The 17,358-nt window shown below is 67.9% G+C and carries 12 protein-coding genes; 8 read left to right on the forward strand and 4 right to left on the reverse strand.

Going from position 1 to position 17,358, the window contains the following annotated elements:
- The 4 genes from HJG45_RS09025 to HJG45_RS09040 form a co-directional block, all read right to left on the reverse strand.
- Window positions 1–1,978, reverse strand: a 1,978-nt coding sequence (locus HJG45_RS09025; RefSeq protein ID WP_171611805.1) for a transposase, incomplete at its 3' end; no start/stop codon positions are given.
- Window positions 1,975–3,351 (reverse strand): DEAD/DEAH box helicase family protein, encoded by a 1,377-nt coding sequence (locus HJG45_RS09030; protein WP_171612131.1) that lies wholly within the window; start codon window positions 3,349–3,351, stop codon window positions 1,975–1,977. The genes HJG45_RS09025 and HJG45_RS09030, both read right to left, overlap by 4 nt.
- 598 nt (window positions 3,352–3,949) lie before the next feature.
- Complete coding sequence (locus HJG45_RS09035; RefSeq protein ID WP_254452403.1) at window positions 3,950–4,861, reverse strand: DMT family transporter; 912 nt, start codon at window positions 4,859–4,861, stop codon at window positions 3,950–3,952.
- A gap of 131 nt (window positions 4,862–4,992) precedes the next feature.
- Complete coding sequence (locus HJG45_RS09040) at window positions 4,993–5,523, reverse strand: GNAT family N-acetyltransferase (protein WP_171611807.1); 531 nt, start codon at window positions 5,521–5,523, stop codon at window positions 4,993–4,995.
- 158 nt (window positions 5,524–5,681) lie between these two features.
- Here HJG45_RS09040 and HJG45_RS09045 point away from each other — a divergent pair, with 158 nt between their 5' ends.
- The 8 genes from HJG45_RS09045 (at window position 5,682) to HJG45_RS09080 (ending at window position 17,314) form a co-directional block, all read left to right on the forward strand.
- Entirely contained in the window at window positions 5,682–6,800 is a 1,119-nt protein-coding gene (locus HJG45_RS09045) for a TRAP transporter substrate-binding protein (protein ID WP_171611808.1), read from the forward strand.
- A 7-nt stretch (window positions 6,801–6,807) separates the two neighbouring features.
- On the forward strand, window positions 6,808–10,188 hold the full coding sequence (locus tag HJG45_RS09050) for an EAL domain-containing protein (protein ID WP_171611809.1): 3,381 nt from the start codon (window positions 6,808–6,810) through the stop codon (window positions 10,186–10,188).
- A 103-nt stretch (window positions 10,189–10,291) separates the two neighbouring features.
- Window positions 10,292–10,648 (forward strand): YciI family protein, encoded by a 357-nt coding sequence (locus HJG45_RS09055; protein ID WP_171611810.1) that lies wholly within the window; start codon window positions 10,292–10,294, stop codon window positions 10,646–10,648.
- A gap of 379 nt (window positions 10,649–11,027) precedes the next feature.
- Window positions 11,028–11,789: an HpcH/HpaI aldolase/citrate lyase family protein gene (locus HJG45_RS09060; RefSeq protein ID WP_171611811.1), complete on the forward strand. Its 762-nt coding sequence runs from the start codon at window positions 11,028–11,030 to the stop codon at window positions 11,787–11,789.
- 964 nt (window positions 11,790–12,753) lie between these two features.
- A complete protein-coding gene (locus tag HJG45_RS09065) occupies window positions 12,754–13,686 on the forward strand; it encodes a glycosyl hydrolase (RefSeq protein ID WP_171611812.1) in 933 nt (310 codons plus the stop codon).
- Between the two features lie 205 nt (window positions 13,687–13,891).
- Window positions 13,892–14,476: a DUF3035 domain-containing protein gene (locus tag HJG45_RS09070; RefSeq protein WP_171611813.1), complete on the forward strand. Its 585-nt coding sequence runs from the start codon at window positions 13,892–13,894 to the stop codon at window positions 14,474–14,476.
- Window positions 14,477–14,540: 64 nt separating this feature from the next.
- Window positions 14,541–15,968, forward strand: coding sequence for a pitrilysin family protein (locus tag HJG45_RS09075; RefSeq protein WP_171611814.1), 1,428 nt, complete (start codon window positions 14,541–14,543; stop codon window positions 15,966–15,968).
- Window positions 15,965–17,314 (forward strand): pitrilysin family protein, encoded by a 1,350-nt coding sequence (locus tag HJG45_RS09080; protein ID WP_171611815.1) that lies wholly within the window; start codon window positions 15,965–15,967, stop codon window positions 17,312–17,314. Before HJG45_RS09075 ends, HJG45_RS09080 begins: the two co-directional genes overlap by 4 nt.
- The last annotated feature ends 44 nt before the right edge of the window (window positions 17,315–17,358 follow it).

The raw sequence follows: 17,358 nt of genomic DNA on the forward strand, positions 1-17,358 counted from the left end.
GCACCTCCGGCACCACCGCCACCGGCACGAACCCCGACACCGCCGCCGCCAGCATCTCCTTGCGCCAGGTGTAGATCTGTCCCGTGCTCGCCCCGTTCCGGTCGGCTACCGTCTGAACCACCGCACCAGGCTGCAGGCTCTCGCGCACGATCCGCAACTTGTCCTCGTCCGGCCACTCGCGCCGCCGCACCGGCCGCACCTCAACCCGAACGCCCCGATCCGGGCGCGCTCGCATCGTGCCCTTCCGACCGTCATAAGAACCCGCTCCGAGCGGTTCCGCCACGTCAGCTTCGTCCGTCATGCCCGCTATCTCGGCAGGCAAGCCCGGGCATCTCAAGGCCACTGATGGCTGACGCTTACCGATAAACCAGAGATCGGCCGTTTTCTGTTTCTGAGCCTGATAGGCACAAGCATCGAATAGCGGGCATTTGGCGCCCGTGCGGCTGTTGCGGCAAACCTGCGTGTCGGGATCAGCGCCAACCGACCGCGCCAAGTTGACCGCATCGAGGTCGCGGCACATGCGCTGCGGCTGGCCGTCCTCCCCAGGTTCCGCGTCCGGGTCAATGGCCGTCCGGCCACGCCACACGGCAGCGCGCAGCCCCGCCGCGTGGGCAGCCGGGAGCCTTTCAAACTCCGCCGCCTGTTCGTCGCCCAGCTTGAGCGTTGGCACGGCCAGAATGCCAGTGCGGGTGTCGCCCCTTTCCCGAAGCTCGGCCAGCAGCTCGGCGGCGCGGAAGCGGGCGCAGGCACTCTTGCCAACCCCGACCCCAACCCCGATCGCATGGACGATGGGCGGGGGCGCGTCTTCCGCTTCGTCGCTCGGACGATAGGCGCGGGCCTCGCGGAAGAAGTCCGCCACGGCGCGGCCCAGCTTGGCGCGGGCCTCTGCGATCGGGACGCTATCGGCGGCCTCGGGCTTGGCCGGGGCAATGGTCGCCACGATCCGAGCGCGGACCGCTCCCAGGCCCTCGGCTCCCAGCGCATCGTTGAAGTCGCTCCGGTCGTAGCGCCGCGTCGCCCAGGGGTAGGAAACGACCACGTTCCGCCCCTCGGTCCGCCATTTGCCAACGGCGCGGCGCAGCGCCTTGGCGGCCGGGGCATCCCTCGGGTCATCGTCGCCGCAGATACACAGCAGCCGATCAGACGGCGGCGCGGCCTTGCTGATGCTGCCGAGTGCGATCCAGGTTTCGTGGCCGGTGGCGGCCCAGACGGACAGGCCGGTTTCCGGCCCCTCGGCCAGCAGCAGCGGCGCCCCTTCGCCGGGAAGCCGGACCACGGCCCCGTCAAAGTCGCCGCGGCTGACCTTCACCAGCCCCGTGGCACTGTCCTCGCGCTTGTCACCAGCCTCGGTGACGTGGACAAGCTGCACCCCGCGGACCTCGCCGGCCGCATTGGTGGCGACGAAAACCACAGCGCCTCGTGCCCGGTGGTACAGCGCTGCTCGGGATTGGGTAGCGCGCAGCACCGCTGGCCCAGGAATGCGGCGCCGGCGAGTCAGGTATAGCCAGGCGGGATCACCCTCGGTGATCGGCTCGGCCGCTGTTGCAATGCGCTGCGCAGCCTGAACCCTGGCGGTACGCTCGGCGGCTTCGGTAGCGGCGCGCTCTGTCTGCCGACGAGCTCGGTTCTGGCGGGCTCGTTCAGCCTGTTCCCTGGCCCGTTCCCGATCGCCGACAATGCCGAGCCAGTTCTCTGCGAACGCGATGGCCGCCGGCAGACCGCAGCCCATCGCGTCCATAATGAGGTCGAGGGGTCCGCCGCCCTTGTTCGCTTCGTGCGAATAGTAGGCGCCTTTCCTCGGCCCACTGACGATGGCTGCGCGGCTGCCCTTGCTGCCCCAGCGCCATTCGCGCTTCCGGCGAGTGTCGGGGTTCGGTTCGCCCAGAAGCGCCTCTGCCAGCTCCCCAAAGCGATCCGTCAGGATCGCCTTCAAGGCATCCAGCCTTTCGCCCGCCTCCCTGTCGAAGCGGGCGCTCATGCACGCCACTCGCGCAGAACGTGGCGAACCCAGCCGCGCCGATAGCCGCGAGCAACTGCTATCTCACGGAGATCGGCCTCGGTCTGGGCCTCATTGAGCAACCGGCGCAGAGGTAGCGTGCGGAGACGCTCAAGCCTCCGGGTGCGCATGCCGATCTCACGGAGTTCGCCGGAGACCGTGCGGAGCGTAGGGCGCTGGATTTCGTAGGCGTGCCCACATGCCGGACATACGGCGGCAGCGAGGCCATGGAGATGACCGCACTCCGGACAGGTCCGGATCGGAGCAGCGCCAGCTCGCTTCGGCCTGCCTTCGAGACGCCACTCATGCGGATCGTCTGGCAATCCATGGCGGCGCGAATTGCCAGCATGGTCGAGGACGATGAGGTGCCGCTTGCCCGCTGCAGGGCGCATGCCGCGCCCGACCTGCTGGACGTGGAGGCTCAGCGATTTGGTGGGACGCAGCAGGATGGCGGCGCCGATCGCCGGGACGTCCAGCCCCTCGCTGATCAGGTCGCAGGTGCAGAGGACCTGTACGGCACCGGATGCCAGACCTCCCAGAGCGGCATCTCGCTCGACGGCCGGTGTATCGCCGCTGATAGCAACGGCCCGCCAGCCCGCTCCACGAAAGGTCTCGGCGACGTCCGAAGCGTGTTGGACCGACACACAGAAGACGACAGCGGCCAGGCCCGGGGCGAGCCGACCGTAATGCGCGACCGCGTCTCCAACGAGAGTTCGGTCGCCCATGACCGCGGCAAGGCCGGTTACGTCAAAGTCGCCGGCCCGTGTGCCGATGCGGGACAGATCCGGGCTATCCGAAGGGGCGAACGTCCGCGTGGGAACGAGGTATCCGCCTTCCACCAACTCGGCTGTGGATGGCCCGAGAACGATGGCGTCAAATGGCCCGCCACTGCCGACACCAAGACCTTTGCCGTCCAGACGCTCAGGCGTCGCGGTCACGCCCAGCAGGTTGGCCTGTGGATAGGCCCTGATGATGCGGGCCCACTGGCCGGCAACGGCGTGGTGGGCCTCGTCGATGATGATCAGGTCTGGCGCTGGGTAGCGTGGATCGCCAAGCCGAGCCGCAAGCGTCTGGACCGACGCAACCTGGACGAGGTCCTCGGTGCTGGGGTGGCCAGGCGCGATGACCCCATGCCGAACACCCGCCGCGGACAGCTTGGCACTGGCCTGCCGGATCAGCTCCCGGCGATGGGCGAGCACCAGGATCCGCCGGCCTCGAGCGGCTGCGGCGTGGGCGATGGCAGAGAAGATGACCGTCTTCCCGGCGCCACAGGGGAGCACCAGCAAGGGGGCCCGAGCGCCGGTGAGGTACGCCGCGCGGGTATCTGCGATGACTGCGGCCTGATAGGGCCGCAGGACTACGGGGTGGTGGCTGACGCTCGCTTGAGCGTCAGTCGGAGGGCTGCAAACCGCCTTGCGCTGGCTTGCAAAACGCCCTATCTCGCGTCCACTACGCACGCTTTTTTCGGCCGCGCTGCCCCCGCCAGGGCGCGCGGCCTTCCTTTTTTCAGCTAGCGGTGTGACGCGAGGCGAGCGTCAGCCGAAGCTGGCCCTCACCGCGACCGGATAGCACGCAACTCGCACGCACTTTTTGCGAACTCCTTGAGTTCGCGTGACTAGTTTTGCGCAGCTTTGCCTAGTTAAGTCACTGAGAACGCTTGAGTTTTACAACCTTGCCAAGGTTGGGGTCGAGGGTTCGAATCCCTTCGCCCACTCCAGTCGGTTTCGTCACAAGCTGTCTCTCCTGACTATGGCACAGCGCAGCGCCATGCCTGTCTGCGGTCACACCCGCGACGCTGCGTGCTCGGCGAGCCCGAAAGGACCCTTCGGCGGCCGCCTGCGGTGCCTATGCCGATGCGTGGCCGCCCGCCAGCTGCTGGCAACGGTCAGCGCCCCGCCGCCGGTCCTGGCCTGCTGAACGAACCGGAAAATGCGTTGCGATGCGGCGCCTATCCTAACTCCGGGATGCAACCACGATTCCAGACGCAATCAGCAATCCGCCAATCATAAGTTCCGCATTTATGACTTCGCCGAGCATCAGCTTTCCCAGAACGACGCCGGTGAGCGGTATAGCCATGAACGAAATCGCCGAAACCATGGAGGAAAGCCGCCGGGAAATCTCAAGCAGGCAGAGCGTGCCCAGGGGCGCAACCACCATCCCGTTGAATATGGCGGCGGGCCAGGCCTGCAAGGGAACCCTGACCGATGTGTCGAAGACGAATGCTATGAAAACAAGAATTGCGGCTGAAATGGCAAACGACCAAGGCAGCAGATCGACGAAATTCAGTCGTGGTGATCTCAGGCGTGTTATAACGATGGTGCAAGCCCAGGCGAATGCCGCTATCAGCAGCGCTGCGTAAGACGATATTTTGTTGAAGTCATCCCACTCGATGGTCCAAGGCTGGACGATGACAACGACGCCGGCGAGGGTCACGGCAGCGGCGCACCAGCGCAGCAATGGCTCCTTCTGTCGCAGCAAGGCAGCGAGCGGTACCACCCAGATCAGTGCGGCATTCGACAAGATCGCCGTCTGACCGGCGGGCACGAACCTGAGCGAAAGATGGCAGAGGAGGAAGAAGATCGTCAGCTGTAGCACGCCGACGGCGAGGAGCGCCGGCATGTCCTGACGGGACGGGCGGACAAGGCGGCCGCCACGAAAGATGATGAGCGTCACGCAGGCCAGGCAGGACCGGACGGCCGCAAGCCAGAGCGGGCTCGCCGATGTCGTGACCATCGCAAGCTTGACAACCGGCCAAGACGCTCCAAAGAGCAAAATGGCCACGAGCAGCAGAAATGTGGTCGAGCTTAGTATCCGCCTTGCACGCCACTCGGATAGCTCGGCAGATGATGATGCTGAAGGCGGCATGCTCGACAGGCCAACTCAATTTTCACGAGATCTTAGCATGAGATACGCGTAAGCACACTGGATCGGCTGCCATACACCGTCGAATAATGGGACAGCGCAAAGCGCATCAGGATCCATTTGATTTCGAAATATTAAGAAATAACAATATCCTTCAGGCCATCCTCATCGAGGCGGTAATACACCCGCTCCAGAAGCTTGGCGCCCTGGCTGCTGTAGAGACGACGAGCATTGACGTTGCCAGCATCCGTCGTCCAATCGAGCGCTGAAAAGCCCTGATCTAGGGCAAGCGCCGATGCAGCCCGAAGCAGCGCTTTCGCAATACCCAGCCGGCGAGCCCCCGAGGAAACGTAGAGATCCCTGATATAGAGCGCCCGGGTAAGTTCGTTGGCCGGAAAGCTGACATTCAACACGATCGACCCCAGGATCCTGCCGTCCTCTGACGCGGCGACAAGGATCCGAGGGCCGAAATCTCCGAGCTGCACGTTCTCGCATGCAAGCCTGGCGGCTTCCAAGGCAACCTGTTCAGTGACAGGTTTGCCGTAATGCATCTGCATTTCCTGCCAGAGCACCGCAAGGCACCGTGCATCACTTGGAAAGAGCGCTCGAACAAGCGGCGTATCCTGGTTTTCAACCTGGATTTGTTCTTTGGTGAGCGCGTTCAAGGTGTGCCTCATGGAGTCGAAGTCAACATCCTAAGAGTGGCGCGAGCTGTGCGGCGAGCACAACCTTCACCACTCATTACGATCTCATACTACCATAATGTGGAATTTTCAATGATGAATTAGATATCAAAGGTTGTATATGGATCCTGGCGAGGGGTGTGCCCAAGGCCGATCCGATGCTCGTTGCTTCCCGAACCAGATGGCGCGCAACCTTTCCCGCTCCGTTGAGGCTGTCGCGCCTCATCGTCTGCGTCGTGCTGATCCTGGCCTGCGCCGGAATCCGTCCCGGCGAAGCCGAGGCGCCCGCTGAAATCGACGTCGTGGGCGGCCTAGCCGGCGTGATGCAGTACGATCAGCATGAGGCGCCGTTCTGGTCCGTCCGGGTTCCGGAACTGACCGGCGGGCTGGTCCACGCGCAGATCGTGCCCTTCGACCGAAGCGGCATCCGCGGCCAGGAAATGCTCCAGCTTCTCCGCCTCGGCGTCGTGTCCTTCGGGAATGTCCTGCTCGGCCTGGCTGCCGCGGACGAGCCGGAGCTGAATGCAATCGACCTACCCTTGCTGAGCCCGGACATGGATGCCCTCCGGCGCGTCGTCAGCCTGTGGCGGCCGAGGCTCGAGACGTTGCTGCAGGAACGGTACGGGCTGACCCTCCTGGCCATCTATACCTATCCCCCGCAGGTGGTCTTCTGCCGGCAGGCCTTCAGCGGGCTTTTCGACCTCGCGAAGCGCCGGATCCGCACTTCCTCCGTCGGGCAGTCCGAACTCGTCGCCGCGCTTGGCGGCATTCCCGTCGTCATCCCCTTTGCCGAAATCGTCCCCGCCATGCGGTCCGGCGTGGTCGATTGCGCGATCACCGGCGCCCGGTCCGGCAACTCGATCGGGCTGCACGAGGTGTCGACCCATATCTCCAACCTCGGCGTCAGTTGGGGCGTCAGCATCTTCGTGGCGAACCAGACCGTCTGGAACGCCCTCCCCGCCGCCCAACAGGGGCAGCTCCGCGAAGGGCTCGTCAGGCTGCAGGACGAGATCTGGGATGCGGCGGACCGCGAGCGGCAGGAGGGCCTGGATTGCAACCTCGGCCGGCCGACCTGCCGGACCGGCCGCCTCGGGCACATGACCCTCGTCGAAGACAGCTGGAAGGACGACGCGCGGCGGATCGGGTTGCTCAACAAGGTCGTCGTGCCGAACTGGGTCCAGCGCTGCGGCAAGGAATGCGCCCAGGAATGGAACCGCCTCGTCGCGCCGCATCTCGGCGTCACGGCGAGCGCGCGATAGCCGCCGCATGCTCCTCCGCACCCCACGCCGCGCCGCGGCGCTGATTGCCGCATCGCTGCTTCTCGCCATCGGCGTCGGGACCGGCCTGCTGCTCGACCGTATGCACCGGACCGCTCGCGATGCGGCCGAGGGCTTGGTGCAGCGGTCCGCCTCCGTTGTCGAGAGCACCGTCAACCGGCTTTTCCTGCAGATCGACGGCACCCTCGCCAGCCTCCCGGACCTGCTGACGCAGCTGTCGCAGGGCCGGGAACTCGAGCCCGATGAGGTCTCGAAGATCCTCCGCAGCATCTCCTTCCAGAACCTGAACTTCCGGGACCTGCTGCTGATCGAGCCGAATGGCGTCGCCTGGGCCAGCGCGCAGCCCGCCTCGAAGGACAGGCCGATGCCGATCGCGCCGGCCGCTCTCGCCCTGACCTCGAAGCGCGCGGCGTTGGAGATCATCGGCCCGGTGCTGAATCCAGCCACCGGCGAATGGGCGCTCCTCTTCGTTCGGCCCGTCCGGATACGGAGCATAGGCACCCTGTTCGCGGTGGCGGAGGTGCCCATCCCGCTCGTCGTCACCCTGTTGACCCCTGCCGCCGAGGTGACCGGGTTGCGGGTGGCCGTGACGCGCGCCGGCAGCCAGCTCCTGGTGAGCCTGCCGCATGACGAGGAGGGGATGAACCGACCCGCTGTCGCATCCGGCGTCTTCCCGGCTGAGGGCGCGGGCAGGAGCGGTGCGTTCCGCATCGGATCGTCGGCGCCCGTCATCGCCTCCCGCCCGACCCTGTATCGCGGCATCTCCATCGCGGTCACGCTCGACCCGGATACGGGGTTTGCCGATTGGGGGCGGGATCGGGATCAGTTGATCGCTGTCGCATTGGGCTCGTCCGTGGTCGTGGTCGCGCTGGCAGCGGTGATCGTCCTCCTCATCCAGCAGCGGGAACGGACCGAGAAGGAACGCCAGCGTGGGCGCGCGACGCTGGAAAGCGCCATCGAATCCATGTCCGACGGGTTCGTCATGTTCGACGCGCAGGATCGACTCGTCGTCTGCAACAGCCGCTTCCTGGATCTCTATTCCGTCAGCGCGCCGATCATCGAGCCGGGCGCGACGTTCGAGCACATCATCAGGGAGGGCGCCAAGCGCGGGCAGTATCCGCAGGCGGGCGATGACCTGGAGGCCTTCACGCGGGAGATGGTCGAATGGCACCGCGGCGATCACCCCTCCATGGAGCGCCTGCTGCCGAATGATCGTTGGCTGCTCATCACTGAACGTTCGATGCCCGATGGCGGCACGGTGGGCATCCGCACCGATATCACGCCGATGAAGCAGGCGATGCGCGAGCTGGCGATCAGCGAGAGGCGGTTCAGCGCGCTCGCGAAGGCCGGCGCGATCGTCACCTGGCATGCGACCGTCGAAGGCAGCGTCATTGAGGCGCCTGGCTGGGAAGCCCTGACCACGCTGCCACTCGAGACGCTGCAGGACGATCGGTGGCTGATGGTCGTCCATCCGCAGGACCGCGCCCTCGTCGCGCCGAACTGGGTGGCCGCCGCGGCGGACAACGCGATTGACGTGGAGATCCGGCTGCTGACCTACGGAAGCTGGCGGTGGGTCCGGGTGCGCGGCGTGCCCGTCTACGAGCCGAACCGCAACGAAATTTCGGAATGGGTCGGCACGATCCACGATATCCATGAGCAGCGCTCGGCGCAGGCAGCCCTTGGCGAGAGCGAGGCGCGCTTTGCGCGCGCCATCGCGGCCGTTGGCATGGGGACCTGGGATTGGGATCTGGCGACGGATGCCCTGCACCTCTCGCCCGGCTACGAGGCTTTGTACCAGAAGGCGCCCGGCTCGCTTCCCACGGCTCGGGCCGCCATGGAGGCGATGCATCCGGAAGACGTGCCCAGCTACGTCACGGCCGTCGAGAGGGCGCTGAGCGGCAATGGCGGTGCCGGTTACGACATCGAGTTCCGCATCGTCCAGAGCGATGGCAGCGTCCGCTGGCTCAGGATGCAGGGCCGCGCCGAGCGGGACGCCATGGGTCAGGCGGTGCGCATGAGCGGCGTGACGCAGGACGTCACAGCCAAGCATGTCGCGGAGTTGCGGCTGGCGCATATGGCGCGGCACGACGCGCTCACCGATCTGCCGAACCGGATCATGCTGCGCGAGCGCCTGGACGAGGCCGTGGCCAGCGCGAAGCGAGGCGATGCGAGCGCGATTTTCTGCCTCGACCTCGACCGTTTCAAACAGGTGAACGACACGCTGGGCCACCCCGTGGGCGACGAGCTGCTAAGGGCGGTGACGAGGCGCATCCTCGATTGCACGCGCAAGAACGACATGGTGGCCCGCGTCGGCGGGGACGAGTTCGCCATCGTCCAGACATCGCTCGACCAGCCGGGCGATGCGACGGTCCTTGCCCAGCGGATCATCGCCGAAGTCAGCAGGCCCTATGAGATCGAGGGCCATCGCCTGGTGGTCGGCACCAGCGTCGGCATCGCCATCTCGCCGCGGGACGGCACCGATCCCGACCAGCTTCTTCGCAGCGCCGATCTCGCCCTGTATCGGGCGAAGACCGAAGGCCGGGGAACCTATCGTCTCTTCGAGCCTGACATGAACATTCGCATGCAGGCCCGGCACGCGCTGGAGCATGATCTCCGGCGGGCCATCGTGAAGGACGAGTTCGAGGTCTTCTACCAGCCGCTGATCGACATGGAGACCAGGCGAATCTGCAGCTTCGAGGCGCTGCTCCGCTGGAGCCATCCGGCACGCGGCGTGGTCGGCCCGGACAGCTTCATCGCCGCGGTGGAAGAGCTGGGCATGATCGGCCAGATCGGCGAGGTCGTCCTGGCGCGCGCCTGCATGGAAGCCGCGCGATGGCCGGCGGACATCAAGGTAGCGGTCAACCTCTCGCCGGCGCAGTTCGCCAATCGCGGCATCAAGAACCTGGTGCTCGCCGCCCTGGATCGCTCCGGGCTCGCCCCGGAACGGCTGGAGCTGGAGATCACCGAGACCTTGCTCCTGCAGGAGAGCGACGAGATCCTCAATACCCTGCATGACCTGCAGGAATACGGCGTCACGATTTCCATGGACGATTTCGGGACCGGGTATTCCTCGCTGAGCTATCTCCGCAAATTCCCGTTTAGGAAAGTGAAGATCGACAAGTCCTTCATCCGGGAGCTGGGCAGCGAGCCAGGCAGCACCGCGATCGTCCATGCGATCCTGGAGCTCTGCCGGAAGCTCGGCATCAAGACCACGGCCGAAGGTGTCGAGACGACGCGGCAGCTGGAATGGCTGGCCGCGGCGGGCTGCAAGGAAGCCCAGGGCTTCCTGTTCAGCGCCGCGCGGCCGGCCTCGGAGGTGCTGCCCCTCATCAAGGCGCATTCCGCGATGCTGGTCGAGACCCAAATGTGAAAAAGTGTTCGGGGGCGCGGCCGCCTCCCGGCGCGCCCCGGGATGTCGGCCGCGGATGCAGTGGCCCAGGGAAAACCGCTTACCGATCGAGAGGGACTTCGCCATGAACACCTACGCCATCGTTGCATACGACAAGCTCGACGGGCAGGCGGCGGCGCGCCGGCAGGCAGCGCGCACGCCGCATTTCGAGCGCATGAAGCTGGCCGTCGGCGAGGGGAAGATCCATTTTGCCGGCAGCATGCTGGCGGAGGACGGCCGCATGACCTGCTCGATCGTCATCGCCAGCTTCCCCGACCGGGCCGCGCTGGATGCCTGGGTGCGGGAGGAGCCCTATGTGAAGAACGGGGCCTGGGAGAGGATCGAGGTCGCGCCGATGTTCGTCGCCGTCAAGGAAGGCGTCATCACCGATGAATGGATGAGTTTGATGGCGCGCCATCTCGCGGCCAGCGCGAAGGCGTAAAGCCCTTCCAGCCTGCGCGCCGCGCCGGGACGCGGCGGATCGGGTCCGCGCTCGCACGGAGCCGCCGCCCGACGCCGGGGCCGGGCGCGGCGCGCCACGACGCTGCGTTGCGGAGGCGTGACCCGGCCCTGAGCGCCATGATGCGGGACATGCCGCGGTCCCGGCTGGCCAGCAACATGCCCCGGGCCGTGCGGGCAGGGCACCACCCCAGGTTTCGGCCCCGGACGATCTGGTCTAGCCTCCGCCGGCCCGCGCCGACCGGCGCCCGGGTAGTGGAGCGGCGGCCCGGCATGGGCTGGTCCGGCATCGCGCCGAACGGCCCCGGCCCGATGCCGGACCAGTGGCAGGGTGGCGGCGCGGCAGAGAGGAGACGAACGCGATGGCGAACCAGGTGAAGGAAGCGTGGAAGGCCGGCAAGGCCGTGGTGAACGGCTGGCTCGCCATTCCCAACGCCTTCAGCGCGGAGATGTACGCCCAGGCCGGCTGGGACAGCGTGACGGTCGACATGCAGCACGGCGTGCAGGACTACCTCTCCTGCGTCGCCTGCTTCCAGGGCATGGCGCGCGCCCCGGTGACCCCGATGGTCCGCGTGCCCTGGAACGAGCCCGGCATCATCGGCAAGGTGCTCGATGCCGGCGCTTATGGCGTGATCTGCCCGATGGTGAACACGCCGCAGGAGGCCGCCAACCTCGTGCAGTACAGCAAGTACCCGCCGCAGGGCACGCGCAGCAACGGCCCGATCCGGGCCGGCGTCTATGGCGAGGCGGGCGGCTACCAGAAGACCGCCAACGAGAACATCCTCGTCATCCCGATGATCGAGACCAAGCAGGCGATTGAGAACATCGAGGCGATCCTCGACGTCCCCGGGATCGACGGCATCTATGTCGGCCCCTCGGACCTCAGCTTCTCCTACGGGCTCGAGCCGAAGCTCGACGTCGACGACCCCTTCATCCTGAAGATCTACGAGAAGCTGCTGACTGAGACGAGCAAGCGGGGCATCGCCGCCGGCCTGCACAACGGCAGCGCCGCCTATGCGAACCGCATGATCAAGATGGGCTTCAAGCTGGTGACGATCAGCAACGAGGTCGGCCTGATGGTCAATGCGGCGAAGGCGGCGGTGCAGCAGGCCCGCGGCGGCTAATTCCGGCGAACCAGTTCCTCGGCCGGTCCAGGCGGCCCTGATGCGGTCGCGCATCGGGGCGCTCGGCAGGGCATGAGGGTGGGAAGGCGCGGGGTGCCCTGGCGCCGCCTGGCGTTGCCTGCCCGGGCCTCGCGCGGCCCTGCCTGCCGAGCAGGCCGCGGGGGTAGAACGCCGGGACGCCCGGAGACCTGAGACCGCTTCCCGAAGGGCATGGCGCGGCCGATGCGGCCCCTTTTGTTCCAATATCGACATATTTGGCGCGCTCTGAAGCGGCATCGCCGCGGTCCCAGGGCCTCATGCGCCGGCTGCCGGGCAGGCACCCATGGCCGCTGGGTAGAGGCTGCATGATCTTCAACTGAAGATATTTATTCCCTCGGCGAAAACTACAGTAATAGCAAGGCCTGTGCGGTGGATGGCGAGAAAGGACCGTGCCCATCCAACCACTACATTCATTTTTATAATGAACTAGTAATGGTATGCCACCGGCCTCGCTGGCGCGGTGCCGGTGCTTTGTCGAATTGCAAGATTGCAGTTTAGAAAATTTCTCGATACCGCACTACTGATGCGGGCATGATAATAGTAATAAATGTCATAAACATAAACACTGACGCATCAGAGCGCAGATCAGGCCTGTATCAATAAATATCGTGCTTGAGCAATTTCATGCGTTGACATTGAATGGTCGTGCCTTCATGACTGCAAGCGCCAGCGTCAGCCGTTTTCCGGTGCCGCCGGCCAGCTGCTCGCCAGTCCGGGTGAGCTGCCTCGTCCAGTCCTCCGTGCGAGGCCCGATGTCGCTCGGCGACACCGGGGCCGCCGGCTAACCGAACTGCGTCCCGCCGGTCTCCGGCGGGTCCTGGCGATCTGCGCGCGTGGCGAATCTCGCCGCGTGGGTGACGGTCTGCGGCCGATTGCCAACCGCCAGGTGTCACGCAGGCATTTCAAGTAACGAGGGGATCAATTCATGGCCGAAATCTCTGGTCAGCTGGGCTTTTCCACCCCGCTCGGCGAGCTGGTGAATCCGGGCGCCTCGGCAATGAACGCCGAGATGTCGGATTACCAGAACCTCGGGGCGAACTGGATCCGCACCAATTTCTGGTGGGACACCGTCCAGCCGAACCGCAACGGCGGTTACGACTGGTCCGAACTCGACCGGATGGTCTCCGCCGCCAAGGAGCACGGGCTGAAGGTGGTGGCGGAGCTGTCCTTCTCCCCGCGCTGGGGCGGCATCGACGCCGACGGCTATGCGAAGTTCGCCAAGGCCGCCGCCGAGCATTTCGGTGACTCGGTGAATTACTGGGAACTCGGCAACGAGCCGAACCTGAAGATGAGCGTCAGCGACTACATGAGCCTGCAGAAGGCCGCCTATTCGGCCATCAAGAGCGTCAGCTCGGGCGACACGGTCATCTCGGGCGGCCTCTCGCCGGCCCCGGAGACGGCGAACGGCCATATCGGCGCGGTGGACTTCCTCAAGGGCATGTACGCGCAGGGCGCCGCCAACTCCATGGATGCGGTCGGCTTCCACGCCTACACTTGGCCGGAGATGCCGAGCAGCTCCAACTCCTGGAACGGTTGGCAGATCATGGAAGACGGCATCCGCGGCACCATGGTGGCGAACGGGGATGGCGGCACGCAGGTCTGGGTGACCGAGTTCGGCTCGCCGACGAAGGGCTACAACTCGGTTTCGCAGGATCAGCAGGCGCAGGCGCTGCGCGAGGCGGTCGATCTGGCGCACCAGGAGTCCTGGGTCGGGCCGATCATGTACTATTCCTACCAGGATCGCGGCGGCAACAGCGGCGACTCGGAGAACTGGTTCGGCCTGGTCGGGCCGAATGGCGAGCACAAGGCCGCCTACGACACCTACAAGGCGATCGCCACCCACGACGACTGGGCCTGAGCGGGTCGGGGGCGCGCCGCAAGGCTCCGCCCCCGCCTTCCTCTTCCCGGCGCAGACCTCTGCCAAGGCGCGGCCCCCTGGGCCGCGCCTTTTCCATGCCGGCGCCTTCGATCCGCGCCGTCCCGCCCCCCATGCCGCTCCCGCCGGCGAAAACGCGCGATGGCCCGTTCCTGCCCGCAGCGTTCTGGTCTACACAGCTCGCGTCATGAGCCCGCGTCTCCGTTTCCTGCCCGCCCTTTCCGCGCTGGTCGCGCTCGGCCTGCTGCCGGGCTGCGGCGCGAATACGGCCCGCACCTTCGGCTTCACCCGCGACGCGCCGGACGAGTTCCAGGTGACGACCCGCGCGCCCCTGTCCATGCCGCCCTCGCTCGGCGACCTGCCGGTGCCCCGCCCCGGCGCCTCGCGGCCGCAGGAGCTCTCGCCGCGCCTCGCGGCGGAAACCACCCTCGCGCCCGGCGCGGCCCTCGCCCCGAACACCGGCCCGGCGCGGCAGAGCTCGGGCGAGGAGGCGCTGCTCTCCCAGGCCGGCCGGCCGGTCGGGCAGGACATCCGGCGCCGTGTCGACGAGGAAAGCCTCAAGCTCGACCAGCCCGATCGCAGCCTGGCCGACCGGCTGATCTTCTGGAAGGAGCCGGAGCCACCGGGGACCGCCCTCGATGCCCGGCGGGAATCCCAGCGGCTGCGGGAGAATGCCGCCCTTGGGCGCGAGGCGACGGAGGGCGAGACGCCCATCATCCAGCGCGCCACCAGCGGCAACCCGGTCACCCGGCTTTTCGAGAGCATCTTCTGAGCGCCGGCGGGGTGGGCCGCATGGCGGATTTGCGCCGGGCGGGCTTCGTCCCACATGCTAGGGTATGTCGCCCGTGACCCGCCGCAGCGCCATCGCCTCGGCCGCCACCCTGCCGGTGGCTCTCAGCCTGCCCGCCGGAGCGGGGCACGCCGCGCCGCCGGTGCAACCGGCGCCGGAAGACCAAGCGAAGCTTGCTGGCGACCGGCCACTCTTCGGGGCAACCACCTGGACCCTGCCGAACGGGCTGCGGGTGGTGCATGCCGAGAGCCGGCGGGTGCCGGTGGTCGGCCACTACCTCTTCTATGCGGCCGGCGCCGGCGAGGACCCGGCCGGGCGCAGCGGCGCCGCGCATTTCCTTGAGCACATGATGTTCAAGGGCAGCCGCAACGTGCCGCCCGGCCAGCTCTCCCTGGTCGTCGCGCGGGAGGGCGGGCAGGACAACGCCTTCACCTCACGCGACGTCACCGCCTACCACCAGACCGTCGAGGCCTCGCGCCTGCCGCTGGTCATGCGCATGGAGGCGGACCGCTTCGCCGGGCCGCTGCTGCCGCCCGAGACGGTGGAGCCGGAACGCGCTGTGGTGCTGGAGGAACGGCGCCAGCGCACCGACAGCAATCCGCGAGCCCGCTTCTGGGAGGAATTCGAGGCCGCCCTCTGGGGCCGGCAGCACTGGCGGGGCCGGCCGATCATCGGCTGGGAGGACGAGATCCGCGCCATCAGCCGCGGCGACCTGCTCGAATTCTACGATCGCCGTTACGCCCCCGGGAATGCGGTGCTGGTCGTCACCGGCGATGCACGCCCCGAGCGGGTGCGGGCCCTGGCCGAGGAATACTATGGCGGCGTGCCGAGCCGCGCCGTCACCCCGCGCGACCGCGCTCCGCCGGCAGCTGCCGCGGCGGAGCCGCGCCTCGTGCGCAACGATCCCGGCGTGCGGGAGGCGAGCTTCCTGCGTGCCGCCATGGCGCCCAGCCTCACCTGGGGCGACCGCAACCAGGCCTGGGCGCTCGAGGCGCTGGCGCATCTCCTCGGCGGCGGCCCGGGCAGCCGGCTGCATCAGGCGCTGGTCGAGACCGCGCTCTGCGTCGGCGCCAGCGCGTCCTATGACAGCGATTCCGTCGGCGCCACCTCCTTCCTGATCTCCGCCCTGCCGCGGTCGGGCGTGACGCCGGAGAAGGTGGAGGCGGCGATCGACGAGGTGGTGGCGCGGCTGCTGCAGGACGGCCCGACCGAGATCGAGCTCGCCCGCACGCAGCGCCAGCTCACCGCCGGCGCGCTGCTGGCGCTCGATGGCATCGGCGCCGCCCCGCGCATGCTGGGCTCGACGCTGGCCTCCGGCCTGCCGCTCGAGGTGGTGGAGTTCTGGCCGCGGCACCTCCGCGCCGTGACCCTGCCGCAGGTGACCGAGGCGGCGCGCGCCGTGCTCGGCCAGGCGCCGACGACGACCGGTTGGCTGCTGCCCGAGGGCGTGGCGGCGCCGGAGCGCCGGATATGAGCGCTATCCGGCCGCGGCCGGTCTTCGCCGCGGAAGGCGCCGCGGAGGGTGGCGGCGCGCCGCTGCAGGACGCCCCGCTGCCGCGGCCGGACGCGCCGGCCGCCTTCTCGCTGCCCATCCAACGGGTCGAGGCGGAGGGAATCTCCGCTTGGCTGGTCGAGGACCATGCCGTGCCGGTGGTGGCCCTCTCCTGGTCCTGGCGTGGCGGCGCCGCGCTCGACCCGGACGGGCAGGAGGGCACGGCCGCCATGGCCGCCGCCCTGCTGACCGAGGGCGCCGGCCCGCTGCGTGCCGTCGAATTCGGTGATGCCCTGCGCGACGAGGCGATCAGCCTGAATTTCGGGGTCGAGCGGGACAATTTCGAAGGCGGCTTCCGCGCCCTGGCCGATGCCCTGCCGGATGCGGTGCGGCTCGGCCGGCTCGCCATGGTCGAGCCGCGGCTGGATGCCGATGCGGTCGAGCGGGTCCGCGCCCGCGCTGCCGCCGCCGCCCGCCGCAGCCTGGAGACGCCGCGCGGCCAGGCCGGGCGCGGCTTCTGGGCCCGCGCCTTTCCTGGCCATCCCGCCGGCCGGCCCTCCGGCGGCACCGCCGAGAGCCTGGCCGCCGTGCCGACCGAGGCGATCCGCGCCGCGCTCTCCCGCCAGCTGCACCGCGACGGGCTGCTGGTCTGCGCCGCCGGGGCGATCACGCCCGAGGCGCTGAAGGGCGTCCTCGCCCGCCTCTTCGACGGGCTGCCGGCCGGGGCGCCGCCCGCGGTGGCGCCGCTGCCGCCCTTCAACGCTTTCGGCCAGGCGGTGCTGCCGGTCTCCTCGCCGCAATCCGCCGTGGTCTTCGGCCAGGCGGGGCTGGCGGCCGAGGATCCGGACTGGGAGGCGCTGCAGGTGGTGCTGCGCATCCTGGCCGGCGGCGGCTTCGCCTCCCGCCTCATGCATTCTGTGCGCGAGCAGCGTGGCCTCGCCTATGGCATCGGCGCCGGGCTGGACGTGATGTTCCGCCGCGGCACGATCGTCGGCTCGGTCGCCACCGAGAATGCCCGGGTCGCCGAGACGCTCTCCGTCACCCGCGAGGAATGGGCCCGCATGGCCGCCGAGGGCCCGACCGAAGCCGAGCGGGAGGATGCCGTCGCCTATCTCACCGGCTCCCTGCCGCTGCAGTTCACCGATAGCCGGCGGGTCGCGGAATCGCTGCTGGTGCTGCGGCAGAACGGCCGGCCGCTCGATTGGCTGGCTGGGCGGGCGGCGCGGCTGCGGGCCATCCCGGTGGAGCGCCTGAAGCAGGTGGCGGCGCGCGTGCTGCAACCCGAGGCCCTGGCCGTGGTGGTGGCGGGGCAGCCGGTCGGACTTTAGATGTCCCCACGACGTCGCTGCGCGCCTTCGCGGGCCTGACCCCA

Source organism: Roseicella sp. DB1501, assembly GCF_013112485.1.
Lineage (GTDB): Bacteria > Pseudomonadota > Alphaproteobacteria > Acetobacterales > Acetobacteraceae > Paracraurococcus.

Bases quoted from the DNA above. Each gene is read 5' to 3' on its own strand.
- HJG45_RS09055 (WP_171611810.1), top strand. From the start codon at position 10,292: ATGAACACCTACGCCATCGTTGCATACGACAAGCTCGACGGGCAGGCG.
- HJG45_RS09070 (WP_171611813.1), top strand. From the start codon at position 13,892: ATGAGCCCGCGTCTCCGTTTCCTGCCCGCCCTTTCCGCGCTGGTCGCG.
- HJG45_RS09060 (WP_171611811.1), top strand. From the start codon at position 11,028: ATGGCGAACCAGGTGAAGGAAGCGTGGAAGGCCGGCAAGGCCGTGGTG.
- HJG45_RS09035 (WP_254452403.1), bottom strand. From the start codon at position 4,861: ATGCCGCCTTCAGCATCATCATCTGCCGAGCTATCCGAGTGGCGTGCA.
- HJG45_RS09080 (WP_171611815.1), top strand. From the start codon at position 15,965: ATGAGCGCTATCCGGCCGCGGCCGGTCTTCGCCGCGGAAGGCGCCGCG.
- HJG45_RS09050 (WP_171611809.1), top strand. From the start codon at position 6,808: ATGCTCCTCCGCACCCCACGCCGCGCCGCGGCGCTGATTGCCGCATCG.
- HJG45_RS09065 (WP_171611812.1), top strand. From the start codon at position 12,754: ATGGCCGAAATCTCTGGTCAGCTGGGCTTTTCCACCCCGCTCGGCGAG.
- HJG45_RS09075 (WP_171611814.1), top strand. From the start codon at position 14,541: ATGTCGCCCGTGACCCGCCGCAGCGCCATCGCCTCGGCCGCCACCCTG.